General features: G+C 58.6%; 9 protein-coding genes. 4 read left to right on the top strand and 5 right to left on the bottom strand.

The window, feature by feature from the left end:
* Nucleotides 1-246 precede the first annotated feature (246 nt).
* On the top strand, nt 247-1407 hold the full coding sequence (locus tag BLQ12_RS01795) for a BaiN/RdsA family NAD(P)/FAD-dependent oxidoreductase (protein ID WP_092207666.1): 1161 nt from the start codon (nt 247-249) through the stop codon (nt 1405-1407).
* Between the two features lie 324 nt (nt 1408-1731).
* On the opposite strand, the gene purM is transcribed toward BLQ12_RS01795, so the two are convergent.
* The 3 genes from purM to BLQ12_RS01780 all read right to left on the bottom strand — a co-directional run bounded on the left by purM (nt 1732) and on the right by BLQ12_RS01780 (nt 8286).
* Entirely contained in the window at nt 1732-2772 is a 1041-nt protein-coding gene (purM, locus tag BLQ12_RS01790; protein ID WP_092207665.1) for a phosphoribosylformylglycinamidine cyclo-ligase, read from the bottom strand.
* A gap of 333 nt (nt 2773-3105) precedes the next feature.
* Nucleotides 3106-4506, bottom strand: a complete 1401-nt coding sequence (purF, locus tag BLQ12_RS01785; protein ID WP_226860012.1) for an amidophosphoribosyltransferase — start codon at nt 4504-4506, stop codon at nt 3106-3108.
* A 24-nt stretch (nt 4507-4530) separates the two neighbouring features.
* Nucleotides 4531-8286, bottom strand: a complete 3756-nt coding sequence (locus tag BLQ12_RS01780) for a phosphoribosylformylglycinamidine synthase (RefSeq protein WP_092207663.1) — start codon at nt 8284-8286, stop codon at nt 4531-4533.
* Nucleotides 8287-8507: 221 nt separating this feature from the next.
* On the opposite strand from BLQ12_RS01780, the gene BLQ12_RS01775 reads away from it, so the two are divergent.
* From BLQ12_RS01775 to BLQ12_RS01765, 3 genes are all read left to right on the top strand, one after another.
* Entirely contained in the window at nt 8508-9395 is an 888-nt protein-coding gene (locus BLQ12_RS01775; RefSeq protein WP_092207661.1) for a LysR family transcriptional regulator, read from the top strand.
* 730 nt (nt 9396-10125) lie between these two features.
* Nucleotides 10126-10935, top strand: coding sequence for a phosphate/phosphite/phosphonate ABC transporter substrate-binding protein (locus BLQ12_RS01770; protein ID WP_092207659.1), 810 nt, complete (start codon nt 10126-10128; stop codon nt 10933-10935).
* Nucleotides 10936-11030: 95 nt separating this feature from the next.
* Nucleotides 11031-13397: a methyl-accepting chemotaxis protein gene (locus BLQ12_RS01765; protein ID WP_092207657.1), complete on the top strand. Its 2367-nt coding sequence runs from the start codon at nt 11031-11033 to the stop codon at nt 13395-13397.
* A 100-nt stretch (nt 13398-13497) separates the two neighbouring features.
* Here the strand turns inward: BLQ12_RS01765 and BLQ12_RS01760 are convergent, their stop codons facing one another.
* Both BLQ12_RS01760 and BLQ12_RS01755 read right to left on the bottom strand, forming a co-directional pair.
* A complete protein-coding gene (locus BLQ12_RS01760) occupies nt 13498-14601 on the bottom strand; it encodes a polysaccharide deacetylase family protein (RefSeq protein ID WP_092207655.1) in 1104 nt (367 codons plus the stop codon).
* A 180-nt stretch (nt 14602-14781) separates the two neighbouring features.
* The gene (locus BLQ12_RS01755; RefSeq protein WP_092207653.1) at nt 14782-16515 is read right to left on the bottom strand and encodes a tetratricopeptide repeat protein; all 1734 of its coding nucleotides are present in this window, start codon (nt 16513-16515) and stop codon (nt 14782-14784) included.
* Nucleotides 16516-16594: the final 79 nt, after the last annotated feature.

Genomic DNA, 16594 nt, shown 5'->3' with positions numbered 1-16594 from the left:
CGGAGCTCTGCATGATTCGAAACGGTATGGTATAGTAAAGAAACGGTTAACTTATGCCCATCTGCATTTCTCCCTTGATGTTCCCCTTCCAAGTCACTATAACCGAACGCCCGGACCGACGGCCGGCTCACAGGAGGTGAACAGTGGACCCGGCTTGATCCAGTCTTTCAATTCCTCTCACGTTGGCTGCCTTGCAACACCTTTTGATTCCGGCGTTTTTTCAATGCTATTGAGGGGACAGCTCCCATGCCACAGTATGATATCGTTATTTTAGGTGCCGGGGCCTCGGGGCTCTGGGCCGCCATGACCGCGGCAGGTCGCGGGAAATCGGTCTGTGTGATCGATCACGGAAAGAGGGCGGGCCGAAAGGTGCTCATCGCAGGGGGCGGCAAGTGCAACTTTACGAACCTTCGGCTGACCCCCGGGGATTTTGTCTGCGCAAACCCCCACTTCGTGAAATCCGCCCTGGCCCGGTTGACCCCCTGGGACCTGGTGGCCTTCCTTGAACGCCACGACATCCCCTGGGAAGAGCGGGAGCACGGGCAGTTGTTCTGCAGGGAGTCTGCGGCGGATGTTGTCTCTGCCCTGGAGTCCGAATGCCGAAGGGCGCGGGTGACCCTGCGCCTGGGTGAAGAGATCAGGGCCGTTAAGAAAAAGGACCATTTCCACGTGACCCTGGGCCGTGGGGAGGTGACGGCCACCTCCTGCCTCATCGCCCTGGGCGGACCGGCCTGGCCCCAGGCCGGTGCAACGGATACGGGGCATCACATCGCCAAGCAGTTCGGACACACCATCATCCCGGCCCGTCCGGCCCTGGTCCCCTTTACCCTCCCCAGCGACTGGCCGCTGCGGGGCCTCACCGGCATCGCCCTGCCCGTTGCCATCACCGTCGGCGGGGCACGTTTTACCGAAAACCTTCTTTTCACCCACAAAGGTGTGAGCGGACCCGTGGTACTCCAGGCCTCCTGCCGATGGGAAAAGGGCATGGCCCTTGCCATGGATTTCCTGCCGGAGACCCCCCTCGATGCCCTTTTTTACCGGGCCGGGGGCAAACCCCAGGTACGTACCGTCCTTGCCCGTGTTCTTCCCGAACGCCTGGTCATCGCCCTGTTGCCGCCTAAGCTGGCAACGAAACAGATTGCCCAGCTTACCCGCAAAGACCATGACCTCCTCACCCGCCTTGTCCACACCTACACCGTCACCCCCGCAGGCACCGAAGGCATGCGCAAAGCCGAAGCCACCGCAGGGGGCGTGGACACCGCGGATGTCTCCTCCAAAACCATGGAGAGCCGACTTACCCCGGGGCTTTATCTTACCGGTGAGGTCTTGGACGTCACCGGCCAGCTCGGCGGGTTCAATCTCCACTGGGCCTGGGCTTCGGGGCAGGCCGCGGGGGAGGCGATGTAGGGGCGGTCTTCATGTTGCGAAAGACACAGGGGCCGCTTCTGCGCCGCATGTGGGGACCCCAGCCGTGGCAGCCGTATTACCCTGTAGGGTGCACTCTGAGCACCATGTTCGATGGGATAAAAGGTTGTCATGTTCTAACGGTTTGTGGGAATTCGGGGGCGTGGGTTTTGGTGCATGGAATGCACCCTACGGGTCTCGGTGGTCCTTACGCCCGGGCTTAATCCCTAAGCTCAAATGCAAAAGCGCCTTGCCCCGAGGAACGAGGGACAAGGCGCTTTTGCAATATGCTTTCGAGGTGGCTCACCTCGCCGCCGGTGGCAGGCTTTATTTGATGTACCGGATGCCTTCCCCTTGTGTGACGGTTCCGATTTTGTAGGCTTTTTCGCCCATGGTTTCGATGGTCGCCATCATGGCGTCGGCCTCTGAGGGGGAAACGGCGAGGATAAAGCCGATGCCCATGTTAAAGGTCTTGAACATCTCGGCCTCATCAATGTTGCCTTTTTCCTGGATGAGGGGGAAAAGGGGGTTCATCTCCCAGCTGCCCATGGTGATGTCGGCGCCTAAGCCCTCGGGGAGGACCCGGGGGATGTTTTCGGTAAAGCCGCCGCCGGTGACGTGGACCATGCCGTTGACCGGGTGGTTGGCAAGGATCTCAAGGATCTCTTTGACGTAGATCTTGGTGGGGGCCAGAAGGGCCTCGCCCAGGGTCATGCCCAGCTCGTCCACGTGGTCGCTTACCTTCATCTCCAAGACGTCGAAGAAGAGCTTTCGCACCAGCGAGTAGCCGTTGGAGTGGATGCCCGTGGAGGGCAGGCCGATGAGGACGTCTCCGTCCTTGATCTTGCTGCCGTCGATGATTTTCTCTTTTTCCACGATGCCCACGGTAAAGCCCGCGATGTCGTACTCGTCATCGGTGTAGAATCCGGGCATTTCAGCGGTCTCTCCGCCGATGAGGGAGGCACCGGACTGCTTGCAGCCCTCGGCGATGCCTTTCACGATGTCGGCCACCTTGTCGGAGCTGATGCGGCCCGTTGCGATGTAGTCGAGGAAGAAGAGGGGCTTTGCCCCCTGGACCAGGATGTCGTTGACGCACATGGCCACCAGGTCGATGCCGGCAGAATCATGGACGTCCGTCAGGAAAGCGATCTTCAGCTTGGTGCCCACCCCGTCGGTACCGGAGACCAATACCGGCTTTTTGTACCCTTCCAGATCCAGCTCAAACAGCCCGCCGAATCCGCCCAGGCCACCTAACACCCCCTTGGTGAAGGTCTCCTGCACATAGGCTTTCATCTTCTCAACGGCGGCAGCGCCCTCTTCGATGTCCACGCCGGCGTCGGCGTACGTCAGTTTCGTCTTCTCACTCATATCTTTAATCCTCATTCAGGATAAATTTTTATTAAAAATAAGCCTCCGGCGGCCAGGGGATGATCCCCTGGACCCCATATTGCGAATGTTCCAGGCCTTCGTTCCTCAGGCCAGTTACATTCGCTGACGGGCTGCGCCCGTGAAAACGGCTTTTGTGGTTCAATTTTTTTCGCGACGTCCAACGGGAGCGTAGCCTTTGGCGAAGGCCGGTTGTGAACGTCGTGGTGACGATTTACCGCAACCTGCATGATGCCATCAGCTCTCCCACGGGCGCAGCCCGTAAGCAAATGCGACGGCCGAGGAACGAGGCCAGGAGCATTTGCGAACCCCCGGCTATTCGAACATGTTTTTGTCGACTTCTTCGGGGACGTCCATGGGGTAGTCTCCGTCGAAGCAGGCGGTACACATGTCGCAGTTGGTTTTGCCCACAGACTCCAGGAGGCCTTTTACGCTGATGTAGCCCAGGGAGTCAGCGCCGATGAGTTCGCGTACCTCTTCGTCGCTTTTGGAGGAGCCAACGAGCTGTTTGCGGTTGGGGGTGTCGATGCCGAAGAAGCAGGGGTATTTTACCGAGGCGGAGCTCACCCGCATGTGGACTTCGGTGGCGCCTGCGTTTTTCAGGGCGTCCACGATCTTGCGACTGGTGGTGCCACGGACGATGGAGTCATCCACCACCACGACCCGTTTGCCCTTGATGTTCTCTTTCAGGACGTTGAGCTTGAGGCGGACGGCCAGCTCACGGGATTCCTGATCGGGCTGGATAAAGGTACGGCCGATGTATTTGTTTTTGATCAGGCCGATGCCGTAGGGGATGCCGGACTCCTGCCCGAAGCCGATGGCGGCGTCGATGCCGGAGTCGGGAACCGCGATGACGATATCGGCGTCCACGGGGTGCTCCTTGGCCAGGGTCTTTCCTGCGCAGCGACGGGAGCTGGAGACGCTGACCCCGTCGATGATGCTGTCGGGACGGGCAAAGTAGACGTATTCGAAGATGCAGTGGGCAACGCGCTTGCTGTCGTCGTAGGTGATGGATTCGATGCCGTTTTCATCGATGATGACCATCTCGCCGTTTTTCACGTCCCGCACGAGCTCGGCGCCTACCACGTCCAGGGCGCAGCTCTCGGAGGAGAGGACCAGGCCGCCGTCGGGGAGCTTGCCGATGCATAAGGGGCGCAGGCCGTTGGGGTCCCGCACGCCGATGAGTTTGCCCTCGCAGACGATGACCAGGGCAAAGGCCCCTTTGATCTGCTGCACGGTCTTGAGGATGGACTCCTTAAACCCCAGGGAGTAGTTCTTGGCGATGAGGTTGGCAATCACCTCGGTGTCGATGGAGGTCTGGAAGATGGAGCCGGAGAGCTCCAGTTCGTCCCGGATCTTGTCGGCGTTCACCAGGTTGCCGTTGTGGGTGAGGGCGATGCTGCCCCCCCGGTAGTTGATGACCAGGGGCTGGGCGTTGGAGACGTGGGACTCTCCCGTGGTGGAGTACCGCACGTGTCCCACGCTGATGGTGCCCTTGAGGCTTTCCAGGATGTCGTTGTTGAAGACGTCCTGGACCAGGCCCATCTCCTTGTAGTGGCGGACCTTGCCTTCGTCGTAAGCGGCAATGCCTGCGCTCTCCTGGCCCCGGTGCTGAAGGGAGATGAGTCCGAAGGCGACCCGGCGTGAAAGGTTTCGGCTTGTCTTGGAGAAGATACCCAGGACACCGCATTCGTCTTTAAACTTGTCGCAATTCATTGTGAATCCTTTAATCATGCCTGTTTACTGGAAGTACCTTACCCCAGACTCAAAAATCTTCATATCTGTTTTGCCGTAAATGTTTCCGGCCACATGGTTTCCGATGCGTTCACTGTGTCCCATTTTGCCCAGGATACGACCGTCGGCGCTGGTGATGCCCTCGATGGCGTAGATGGACCCGTTGGGGTTGAAGCTGCCGTCGTAGGTGGCGTTTCCGTCTTCGTCCACGTACTGGGTGGCGATCTGTCCCGCCTTGATGAGTCCTTCAAGGACCTCCTCGTTTGCAAAGAAGCGCCCTTCGCCGTGGGAGAGGGGGGACTCGAACACCTCGCCCACCTCGGTGCCGGCAAGCCAGGGCGAGAGGTTGGAGGCGACGCGCGTCTTGGCGTAGCGGGCCACGTGGCGGCCGATCTTGTTGTAGGTGAGGGTGGGGGCTGTCTCGGAGAGGGTGCGGATCTCTCCGAAGGGCAGGAGGCCCAGTTTCACAAGGGCCTGGAAGCCGTTGCAGATGCCGAGCATGAGGCCGTCCCGGTCGTTTAAGAGGCCGTGGACAGCGTCCTTGATCTGTTCGTTTTTGAAGATGGAGGCAATGAACTTGCCGGATCCTTCGGGCTCGTCCCCTGCGGAGAACCCGCCGGGCAGGGCGATGATCTGGGCCCCTTTGATTTTGCCCGCCAGGGTGGCGATGGACTCTTCCACCCAGGCGGCAGTGAGGTTTTTGAAGACCACCACCTCGGCGTCGGCCCCGGCGCGTTCAAAGGCGCGCTGGGTGTCGAGCTCGCAGTTGGTGCCGGGAAAGGCGGGGATGATCACCTTGGGGCGTGCAACCCGGGTGCTTGCCACATGGATGGTTTTGGCCGTGTGGCTTAAGGTTTCGATGGGACCGTGGTGGTCTTCTTTGATTTCGAAGATGTCGTTCAAGGGTGCTTCCCACGCGGTGATGAGATCGGACAGGGCGAGGGTCATCTCGCCGTGGGTGATGGTCGCGTCGTCCGTGACCATCCCAAGATCGACATAGGCTGATGTGAAAAGTTCTGCAAGCTCTTTTTCGGAGCTGACCTCAAGGATCAGGGATCCGATGGCTTCGTCGGTGAGGATCTCTTTGGTGATTTCCGGGTTGACGTCCATGCCCAGGGTGTTGCCGAAGCACATCTTGGAGATGGCCGCCATGGCGCCACCCTTGCTGACGGTGTGGGCGCTGATGATGTGGCCCTCGGCCATGAGCCGGGTGATGCGGTCGTATTTTTCCTTGAGGTCGTCAAAATCGATGATGTCGGCGTCGTTCCGGTTGGCCCGGATCATCACGACGCGGGAGCCTTCCCGCTTGAACTCGGGGGTGATGAGGCGGTTTAAGTCCGTGGCCGCCACGGCAAAGGAGATAAGGGAGGGGGGAACGTCCAAATCTTTAAAGGAGCCGCTCATGGAGTCCTTGCCGCCGATGGCGCCGATCTTGAACTCTTTCTGGGCGCGGTAGGCGCCCAACAGGGCGGCAAAGGGCTTGCCCCAGCGAACTGCTTCCCCTCGCAGTTTTTCAAAGTACTCCTGGAGGGAGAGGTAGATGTCCCGGTAGTCGCCGCCCATGGCAACGACCTTGGCCACGCTCTCCACCACGGCGTAGAGGCCGCCGTGGAAGGGAGACCAGATGGCCATCTCGGGGTTGTAGCCGTGGGCCATGAGGGTGCCGGTGCTGGTGTCGCCGTGCTCCACGGGGATCTTGGCGGCCATGCCCTCGGTGGGGGTGCGGTAGGTCTTTCCTCCGTGGGGCATGAGGGCCGAGCCCGCCCCGATGGTGCTGTCGAAGAGCTCCACCAGGCCCTTCTGGCTGGCGACGTTCAGGTCCGACAGGGTGTTGAACCAGGCCTCGGCAAGGTCGGCGTCTTCTTTTTTATCAAAGACGCAGGCCTCTGCAACAGGAGACTCCACCTCGATCTTCGTGGACTGGCTGACGCCGTTGGTGTCCAGAAAGGCTCGGGAGACGTCGATGATCCAGTTGCCCCGCCACTGGATGCGCAGGCGGCCGGTGTCGGTGATGTCGGCGATGGCCGTGGCTTCAAGGTTCTCGTCCCCTGCCAGGCGGATAAACTCTTCGGCGTTTTCACGCCGGACCACAACGGCCATGCGCTCCTGGGATTCGGAAATGGCAAGCTCGGTGCCGTCCAGGCCGTCGTATTTTTTGGGGACACGGTCCAGGTAGATGTCGATGCTGTCGGCAAGTTCCCCGACGGCAACGGAGACGCCGCCGGCGCCGAAGTCGTTGCAACGGATGATCATCTTGGAGACGGCCTCGTTCCTGAAGAGACGCTGGATTTTTCGCTCCTCCGGGGCGTTGCCCTTCTGGACCTCGGCCCCGCAGGTGGCCAGGGACTCTTCGGTGTGCTCCTTGCTGGAGCCGGTGGCCCCGCCGCAGCCGTCGCGGCCTGTTCTGCCGCCCACAAGGATCACGATGTCCCCGGGTTCCGGTACCTCGCGGATGACTTGGTCCTTGGGGGTGGCGGCGATGACGGCCCCCACCTCCATGCGTTTGGCCACGAACCGGTCGTTGTAATACTCTTTGACAAAGCCGGTGGTGACGCCGATCTGGTTGCCGTAGGAGCTGTAGCCGTGGGCGGCCCGCTTGCTGATGGTGCGCTGGGGAAGTTTGCCGGGGAGGGTCTCTTCAAAGGGTGTGCGGGGGTCTGCGGCCCCGGTGATGCGCATGGCCTGGTACACATAGGAGCGGCCGGAGAGGGGGTCCCGGATGGCGCCGCCCAGGCAGGTGGCGGCCCCGCCAAAGGGCTCGATCTCCGTGGGGTGGTTGTGGGTCTCGTTCTTGAACATCACGAGGTAGGGGACTTTTTCCTCGGACCCGTCCACGTCCACATCCACGTTGATGCTGCAGGCGTTGATCTCCTCGCTGACGTCGATGTCTTTGAGGTAGCCGTCGTTTTTAAGGGATTTTGCCGCGATACAGGCCAGGTCCATGAGGCATTCGGGTTTTTTGGCGCCGCAGGCGACCCGGTCTGCCCGGTAGAGGTCGTAGGCTTTCTGGATCTCGTCGGCATACTTGCCTTCCCGGATCTTGACTTCTTCGATCTCGGTCATGAAGGTGGTGTGACGGCAGTGATCCGACCAGTAGGTGTCGATGGCCTTCATCTCGGTGATGGTGGGGTTCCGCTTTTCGGTGCCCTTGAAGTACGCCTGGCAGGAGAGGATGTCCCCCATGCTCATGGCAAAGCCTTCGGCGTCTTTAAAGGCGGCAAGCTCGGCTTCGGTGAAGTCCGTGAAGCCCTCAAAGACCATAACGTCTTCGGGAACCACCGCGTCCATCTCAATGGTCTCGGGCAGCTCAAGGCCCAGCTCGCAGGATTCCACCACGTTGATCATGTGGGTTTTTATCTTTGCCTTGTCCGCCTCGGAGATGGTGCCGTTGACGGCAATGACCCTGGATGCCCGGATCAGGGGACGTTCTCCTGCGGTTAAGAGCTGCACGCACTGCATGGCAGAATCCGCCCGCTGGTCAAACTGGCCGGGGAGCAGGCCCATCCTGAAGACAAAATCGGACTTCGTGAATCGGGAGGGGGCCTCATACACCTCATCGATGTTGGGCTCGCTGAAGACATTGGCCTTGGCCAGCTCAAAGGTGGCGTCGTCAAAGCCCGTGCACTCGTAGCAGTTGATGATGCGCACATCGGAGACCCCGTCGATGTTCAGGTTGTGGGTGAGGTCCGAGAGCAGGTGGTCCGCCTCGACCTTGAAATTAAGTTTCTTTTCAACAAAGACCCGTCTGATTCTGTTTGGCATGGAAAGACCCCTGAATAAAGTATGTGTTCGTCGTTCACGGTTTCCCTGGGACACCTGCGTGGCCGCACAAAGAGTCGTGAATCGGTATGTCCTTAATTAGCAAAGGGGCGGGCCCTGTGGCCGCGCTCCCAACGACACCCTTGACTTACCACAGGTGGTTTTATAAATGTAATTAATAATTATAACGTCAATAAAAGGCATGGCTAATATAAGGACACGGCGTGAACATAAATTTTGAATTGTACAAGGTCTTCTACCACGCGGCACGGCAGCTGAGCTTCACCCGGGCCGCCGAATCCCTTTTTGTGACCCAGAGCTCCGTATCTCAATCCATCAAGCAGCTGGAGACCCATCTGGGGGCCCTGCTTTTTATCCGCAACCGGCGGAACATGCAACTTACCAAGGAAGGGGAGATGCTTTTTTTTCATGTCTCCGAAGCCTATGACCTGATCAAGGCAGGGGAGCGAAACATTGAGAACACGAAAACCCTGGGCTACGGGGAGGTGAAGATCGGTGCCAGTGATACCATCTGCCGCTATTTTCTCCTGGATTATATCAAACGGTTCCACGAAGACTATCCCAACATCAAGATCAGTATCACCAACCAGCCCTCCATGCAGACCCTGGAAGACATCGCCGGGGGCAAGATGGACTTCGGCGTAGTGAACCTGCCCGAATCCATGCGGGTGAAGGGGGTGAACGTCACCGAGATCAAGGGGTTCCAGGAGGTGGCCATCGCCACGGAGGCCTGCGCCCGGACGCTCCCGGCCCACCCTTCCATCAAAGACCTGACCGGTGTACCCCTGATCACCCTGACCCCCAACACCAATACCCGCAGGTACCTGGACACCTTTTTCAGGTCCCAGAAGATGACGCTCGCCCCGGAGTTCGAGCTGGAGAGCATCGACCTTATCGTGGATTTTGTCCGTATTGGTCTGGGGGTGGGCTTTGTTATGGCCGATGCAATCCCGGCAGGCGATCCCGTGGTTCGCGTTCTTGATCTCAAAGAGACCCTGCCGTCCCGCTCCATCGGCATCGTCACAAACAAGAACAGTCCTTTGAGTATTCCCACCGAGCATTTTATGAACGTCCTGATCAAGGGGCGATGAGGGGCCTGGAGCGGCGCCAATGGGGCCGTCGCACCAATGACTTTTTTTGCTTTTCAGGCGATATGTAAGTCAATGGAGTGCTGAAAAGGCGCAGTGATTTTTCTCGCCTTTTCGGCATGGTTTTAAGTCGGGTCAGGTGTACGGCCCTCTTTTTTAAGGCGCATTGCGGTTTTGAGGTCTGTCGGGCTGTGCGGGCGCCTTGGCATCGCCCCGGGGGATGTCTTTGCTGCATTCTTGTGATTCATGAGCAAACTTCACTAAGCCTCTGATTGTTAAAATCAAATGCGATTCTCCATGTGAATGGGTGAATCTTTTTCACTTCTTTTTCTATTCCGGGTTAGTATAAAATTCTTTACAACGATTTACGGCCTATCTATAATTTTCCTGTTTTACGTGGTTATAGGACGAATTGGGTAGTGTTTTGAGTTGTGGAGTTTTTAGCTTAAGTTGATATTAAAATCCGGAATCCAATTCAATGTATTCCTGATTATCTGTTGTGCCCCGCATCACGACCTTTTTTCGCAGCAGCCTGTTTTCAAGGCCTGCCTCGCCGCCGGAGTGATCGTTTTGTGTCCCGCTTGAGCCTGCCAGCGTTTCTTTTGGTCATACACACCTTACTCTCTTTGTGGGGGAGGGGACGCCCTGCGCGTTGCCCGGTTCCTTGTGCCACCCCTGGGGCCCTTGTCCCGTCTTAGTCTTTTTAACGAGAAACAAGAAGAAGGAAATTGAGATGAAAAAGTCCCTGTTACTCTCCGTCATGATGGTGCTTTTCTTTGCGGGTGCCGGTCAGGCAGCCATGACCTTCGGTGTGATTCCCCTGGAGGATACACACATCATGGAGAAGAAATTTACGCCCCTCACCGAGTATTTGAGCGCGAGCCTGGGCGAACCGGTGACCCTTCGGATCGGGACGGATTACGAGGCCATCGAAAGGGCGCTTGTTTCCGGTGAGCTTGCCTTTGCCTACATCGGCCCGGTGGGGGCGGTGAAGGTGAACACCCAGAAGAAAACGGTTATTCCCATTGTGAAAGTGGTCAAGAAAGGGTCCCCGTTTTACAAATCCTACGTGGTGGCCGCCAAGGACTCTCCGGTGACGGACATCTCCGGGCTCAAGGGGAAAGTCTTTGCCTTCGGCGACAAGGGGTCCACCTCGTCCTACCTGGTGCCCCGGTACCTTCTGGCCAAGCAGGGGGTGGCCCTGGGGGATCTCAGGACCCATCTTTTGACCGGTTCCCATTCCAATGTGGTGCGGGCCGTCCTTGAGGGAAAGGCGGCGGCAGGGGGCGTCAAAGAGAGTGTCGCCCTGAAGAACAAGGATTCCCTGAAATTCCTGGACATCTCCAAGCCCATCCCGAACTTTCCCATCTGCGCAAACATCGCGTCCCTGGGCAAGGAGAAGGCGAAGAAGCTCCAGAAACTCCTGGAGGAGCTGCCCGCAGACGCACCGGAGATCAAGGCCATCAACGCCAAATACGATGGGTTTGCCAAGGCCACCATCGGAGACTACCGGATCATCCAGGCCATCATGAAACAGCAGTAAGCGGCGGTGGGCCGTCCATGGAAAAGGTGCGCAAAGCCCGCCTGGTGCAGGGGCTGCGCAGTGGCGTTTGCAACCTGATAGGTTAGGTGATTAGCGTGAAACTCAAGGTCAAGTTGTTGCTGTCCATGATCATTGTCGGGATGTTGCCGGCGCTGTTTGTGGCTGGGTATGCCAGTTACAGGATTTCAGGGTTTATCGAATCGCGTCAGTCCGAGCAGATGGTGGCGGACAGCCAGATCGCCGCCGAATACCTCCGGGATTTTCTGGACCAGCGGACCCGGGACATCCGGCTGCTGCTGGCAAACCCCATCCTGGGCCAGTCCCTGATCACGGATTTTGATTACGGGGATGTGGACACCCTGCTCACCGGGCTGGTGCGGGACAAGGACAACCCATTCTCCTTTTTCATGGTGACGAATCAGGGCGGTGCCTGCGTCTCGGCAAGCGACCCACACCTCATCGGCGGGCAGCACGCAGACGAGGCATGGTACCGGCAGACCCTTTCCCGGGGGACCTATTGCTCGGACTGGCACGAGCAGCCGGAAGGGTCGGTTCTCTCCCAGCCGCCCTTTGGCGGGGACTACCGGTACACCATCGTCATCTCCGCCGCCATACCCGATGCCGACGGCGGCGTGTTGGGGACCTTGAGCGCCCGGGTCAAATGGCAGCTGGTGCAGCAGTGGCTGGAGGGCCGGGTGAAAAGCTTCAGGGCCCTTGGGTGGGAGAGCAAGTCCCTGACGGTTATGCGTGCCGACGGCACGGTCATCGGTCATGAACTGGGCAGCAAGGGGTATGGCCGGATGTTCCAAGAGAGCCTGGACGACGGGTCGGAGAACATGGCGTACCTGGAGGCCCGGGACCGGGGATTTTTCCGTGAGGCTTCCGCCGAGCATGCCATGGTGTACGGCTTTGCCACGGCGGATTTCAGTGACTTTTCCTGGAAGGTGCTCACCTCGGCCTCCGAGGAGGAGTTTTTCCATGTCCAAAAAGAGTTTCTGGTGGCCATGGTCTTTGTGTGCATCCTCTGCCTTCTGGTGGCCGTTGGGCTGGGGCTCTTTACGGGCAACGGCATCGTGCGCCCCCTGAACCGGGTGGTCTCCATGCTCCAGGGCATTGCCACCGGGGAGGCGGATTTGACGGCGCGGCTTCCCATGGGCAGCGGCAAGGGGAAGCCCGACGAGATCGGGGCGCTCTCCCTTGCTTTCAACACCTTCATCGGGAACCTGGAGCGCCTGATCCGCAGTATCCGGGGCAACGCCGAAACCATCGGCCATGCCTCGGTGAACATGGACCGCATCGCAGGGGAGATGTCCGGTGGGGCCCGCCAGATGTCAGCGGACTTAGGGGAAGTGGCTTCCTCATCCGAGGTGATGAACGCCAACATGGATGCCATGGCAACGGCCATCGACGAGTCGGATCGCCTGGTGGGGCTCATGGCCGAGTCGGCCAGGACCATGACCGCAAGCGTGAAGGAAGTGGCTGATCAGTCGGAGCAGGCCAAGGAGATGACCCGGGAGGCCGTGGCCCAGGCGGAATTGGCCAACACCAGCGTGGAGGCCCTGGGCAAGGCAGCCGGCCAGATTACCCTGGTGACGGAGACCATCAAAGAGATCGCCGACCAGACCAACCTGCTGGCCTTGAACGCCACCATCGAGGCGGCACGGGCCGGGGAGGCGGGCAAGGGGTTTGCGGTTGTGGCCGATGAGATCAAGGCCCTGGCCAGGCAGACCGCCGAGGCCACCCTGGAGATCGAGGACCGGGTCTCAGGGGTGCAGGACTCCACCACCCAGACCGTGCAGGTGATCGACCGCATCACCCAAAGCAGCACCCGGGTCAGCGACATGGTGAGCACCATTGCCACGGCCGTGGCCCTGCAGGCCGATGCCAGCCGGGAGATCTCCGCCAAAGCCGACGACGTGTCCCGTTCCATGCAGGAGGGCAACGAGCATGTGACCAGCGCCTCGGGCGTCAATGCCCTGGTCTCCCGGGAGATCGGGTCGGTGAAAGAGGCTGCAGACGGCACGTCCCACCGGTGCATTGAGGTGGGCGGGTTTGCCGGAGAACAGAAGGCCATCGGCATTGTTTTGCAGGAGGCCATCAGCCGGTTTAGGGTCACCTCGCCGCTCTTTGACATGGGCAAGGTAAAAAATGCCCACTTTGACTGGAAGATGGGCATTGAGACCGCCCTTCAGGGCATACGGACCATGGAACCCGGCGAGGTGCCCGGCCACGGGGCGTGTGCCTTTGGCCGCTGGTATGCCTCGGTGGACGATTCCGTGGCCGTCCTGCCCCAGTACCGGGCCGTGGGCGTCTGCCACCAGGAGGTCCACACCCGCGCAGAGGCGGTGGTGTCCCTTCATGCCCAAGGAAAGGCCGAGGAGGCCCGGGCAGAGGTGGCCCGCTTTGAAGAGGCCCGAAATGCCCTGTTCGAGGCCTTGGATGAGCTCTACCTGTGTCGGTGACGCCACGGCGGCCCTGCCGGTGCCAAACGTTTAAACAAGTGTGGCAAGAAGGCCTTGCGAATTGTTTGGACCGTCAGGCCGGTCGTCGACGATCCGATTATTATCCGGGGTCAACAAATTCAATGTTGGCTTCCCGTGAAAAGTCATGCAGGGCCCCGACAGCCTCGATGGATTTCGGGTACATGTCGTGGAAGAGGATGATCCCTTTTCTCCACAACAGGATCAGGGTGGTCACCCGGTCGGATAGCTGGTCAGGGCCGATTTTCCTGTTCCAATCCTGGCTGTCGATATTCCAGAGGGCCACGAGGCTGTGGTGCACGGTGCGAAGGTGCGCGATCATCTCCGGGGTGCGCTGACCGTACGGAGGGCGAAATCCGATGCGGTTGGAAGGCGTCGAAAAAACAGCCGAGATCAGGGCATGGGTCCTGTCTATGGATGATTGCCACTGGGCGTACCTGGGGTGGGCCTTGTGGGTATACCCGTGGGAACCCACATAGTGTCCGGCATAAAGGGCTTGGGCTTTTTCAGGGGGCAATGTTTCCAGGCGCTCCCCCAGAAGAAAGAACGCCGCCTTAAGGTTTCTGCTGTTCAGCTCAGAGATCATTTTCCCGGTGACCCCATTGGGGCTGGGGCCATCATCAAAGGTCAGGATGAACTGCTTGTCGTTGAGTTCAAACCCGTTGCGTTCGGATTGATCCAGTTTCAGAATTTCACTTGTGATCCGGGGGAAGAGGGCAGCCAGGCGAAGTTGCTCGTACACATAGCGGGTATGGAATTTTCGGGAACGCTCTTTCCACTGATCGTACTCGGGAGGAAGGGTGAGGTAGTGGGGCCGCATCAGTGCCAGGTAGGTCTCTGCGGAATCAATTTTTGAGCCCCCGCCCCACCCTTTGGCGTCCTGCCTTTGGGCCGCGTTGAAATTTTTAACCAGCTCGCCCCGGGCAAAACGGACCCATCTTTTTACAGACGCCATGTCGGGTTCTTTGACGCCGGTGAATGCCCGGATCGTCTCTGCGCTGCCTGTGTCCACGGCGCTCAGCACATCGAGGAAATGATAGCCTTCGAAGGCTGAGGCCCGGTCAAAGGCGGCATTGCTGTCAATGGCTTCCGGCCAGGTCTTTCTGTCATAGGTTGCTATTTTTTCGGGGCCCGCGGCATGAGCGGCGGAGGTGAAGATGAGTAAAAGAATCAGAATGTATCTCATGGGTAGTCCCCTTGCCTCGGGCGGGCCGCTTTGTGAAAAAGTTTCCCGCACATTTTTTCCGTTGCAAACGATGTAGACGGTGTACCGAAAGAGTGGGGCTCATGAACCTGTGCGGCAACCCCACTCTTTCGGACCAGGCAAAACAGGGCCCCCGGCAGGATCGCCGGAGGCAGGCAGGGATTACATCCCGAGCTTCTCATTCATGCGGGCGATGCCGGAATCGTAAGCGCTGTGGCTTTTGAATGACTTGGCCCAGATGAAGTTCTGGAGCGCCTCTTCGTACTTGTTCTGCGCTTCGAAGATTCGAGCGATGTTGTAGTAGGAGCTGGCGCTGACGGTTTTCTTGTGTTTCCCCCTTGCCAGGGCAATGGCCTTTCTGTTTGCCCAGATGGCATTGGGGTAGTCGTCTGCGCGCTGGTAGGCCAGCCCGAGGTTGCTGAACGCCTGGGCATAGGTGGGGTCTTTTTCGATGGACTCTTTGTAGTAGTAAATGGCCTCATCGTATTTTTTCTTGTGATAGAGCTCTTCGCCCTTCTTGTTCATGTCCCGTGAGATTTTACGGGAGAACCGGATCTCCTGGGCTTTTTTGAGGGGTCCGACCAATGCCCTGGGCTTTCCGCCGGAGAGTTCGATCTTGGAGAAGCCGACGGTATCTCCGCTGGCCTTTTCGATGGTGACCTTGAACTGCGTGATGGGCAGGTCTTTATCAAAGGTCCCGGAAATAAGGCCGCTTCCGGGATCAACTTCGTAGTGCCGCTTGTCGTCTCCGTTGAGGGTTACGGAGATGCTCGATGGCATGCGTACCCCGTTTTTCGGGGGGTGGATGGTAAAATGGTCGGCCATTACCGGTTCATTGAAGTTCAGGGCGATCCACTCTTTAACGCCGCTTCCCGCTACGCCTTCGGCCCAACAGGTGTTTTTGTCCCCATCAACCACAAAGTGGGGAGAATAGGGACTTTCGTTGCCCTTCAGGCTGTATCGCCGACTGGATGCGGTCACCCAGCTCGGAGCCTGGTATTGCGTGACATTGTCTGCCAGGGGGTGGCCTGCAAGGGTCAGTTCGACAGATCTCCAGGTGAAATCGTAGGACGGGCGGCGGCTTGCGAAGGTGAGGGTGTAGTTACCGGAGCTCCCCCCTGCAATCTGGGTGATGATGCGCTTGAACTGGCCTGAGTCCTTGTCGTAGAAGGTGCCGCCCAGCTCAGAGGTCATGGCCTTGTACTGGTCGATGTTGGGGCCCACCACGTGGAGCTGGATGTTTCGCTCGGCCAGGTCCGTGATGATCTCCTGCATGGAGAGGGGGCTTATGGCGTCCCGGGCATGGAAGGTCGCGTCGGTGATCAGGATAAAGATGACCCGTGCCTCATCTCTGAAGGGCTGGCGGTATGCGGCCTCTATGGCGTCCAGTGCATTTTCCGGTTCATCCGCGCCTCCGGTCGCATGCAGGGAGGAGACCCAGCCTTTGAAGGCCTCGGCGTTTTTTGTGCGCCTGAAAGGTTTGTTGATGGTGTCTTTGTACGTGATCAGACCCAACTCATAGTCAAACCCCGAGGACTGGATGATATCGGCAAACTCAATGGTTTTCTCTTTGAGTCCTTTAATTTCGCTTGCCATGCTGCCGGTGTCGTCAAAGACGAAGACGATATCCACCTTGTTGTGTTTCATCTCCTCCGCCTTTTTTGCTTCAAATCCTGTTATTTCAACGGATTTTAAATCTTCCATAAGGGAGAATTGCTCAGGCTTCAGGCCGTAAACGGGGTGACCGTTGCTGTCCAGGATGTTCACGTTCAGCTGGATCTGGGGGAAATCGGTGACGATGGGCTGAATGAAGGCTTTGCCTGTGGCTGCGTGTGCTTCAGCAATGGAAAAAATGCCCACGAGAATCAATGAGCACATTTTAATGATTTTTGACATGGAACTTCCTTTCTCTTTGGCACGTCAGGTTACATCAGTTGGGAGGGCCATCAGAAAAACTTTTCCGGTAGGCAAATAA

Source organism: Desulfoluna spongiiphila (genome assembly GCF_900101345.1).
In the GTDB taxonomy this organism is placed as follows: domain Bacteria; phylum Desulfobacterota; class Desulfobacteria; order Desulfobacterales; family Desulfolunaceae; genus Desulfoluna; species Desulfoluna spongiiphila.
The sequence above is the reverse complement of the archived record's forward strand: the minus strand, read 5'-3'. Positions and strand labels throughout refer to the sequence as shown.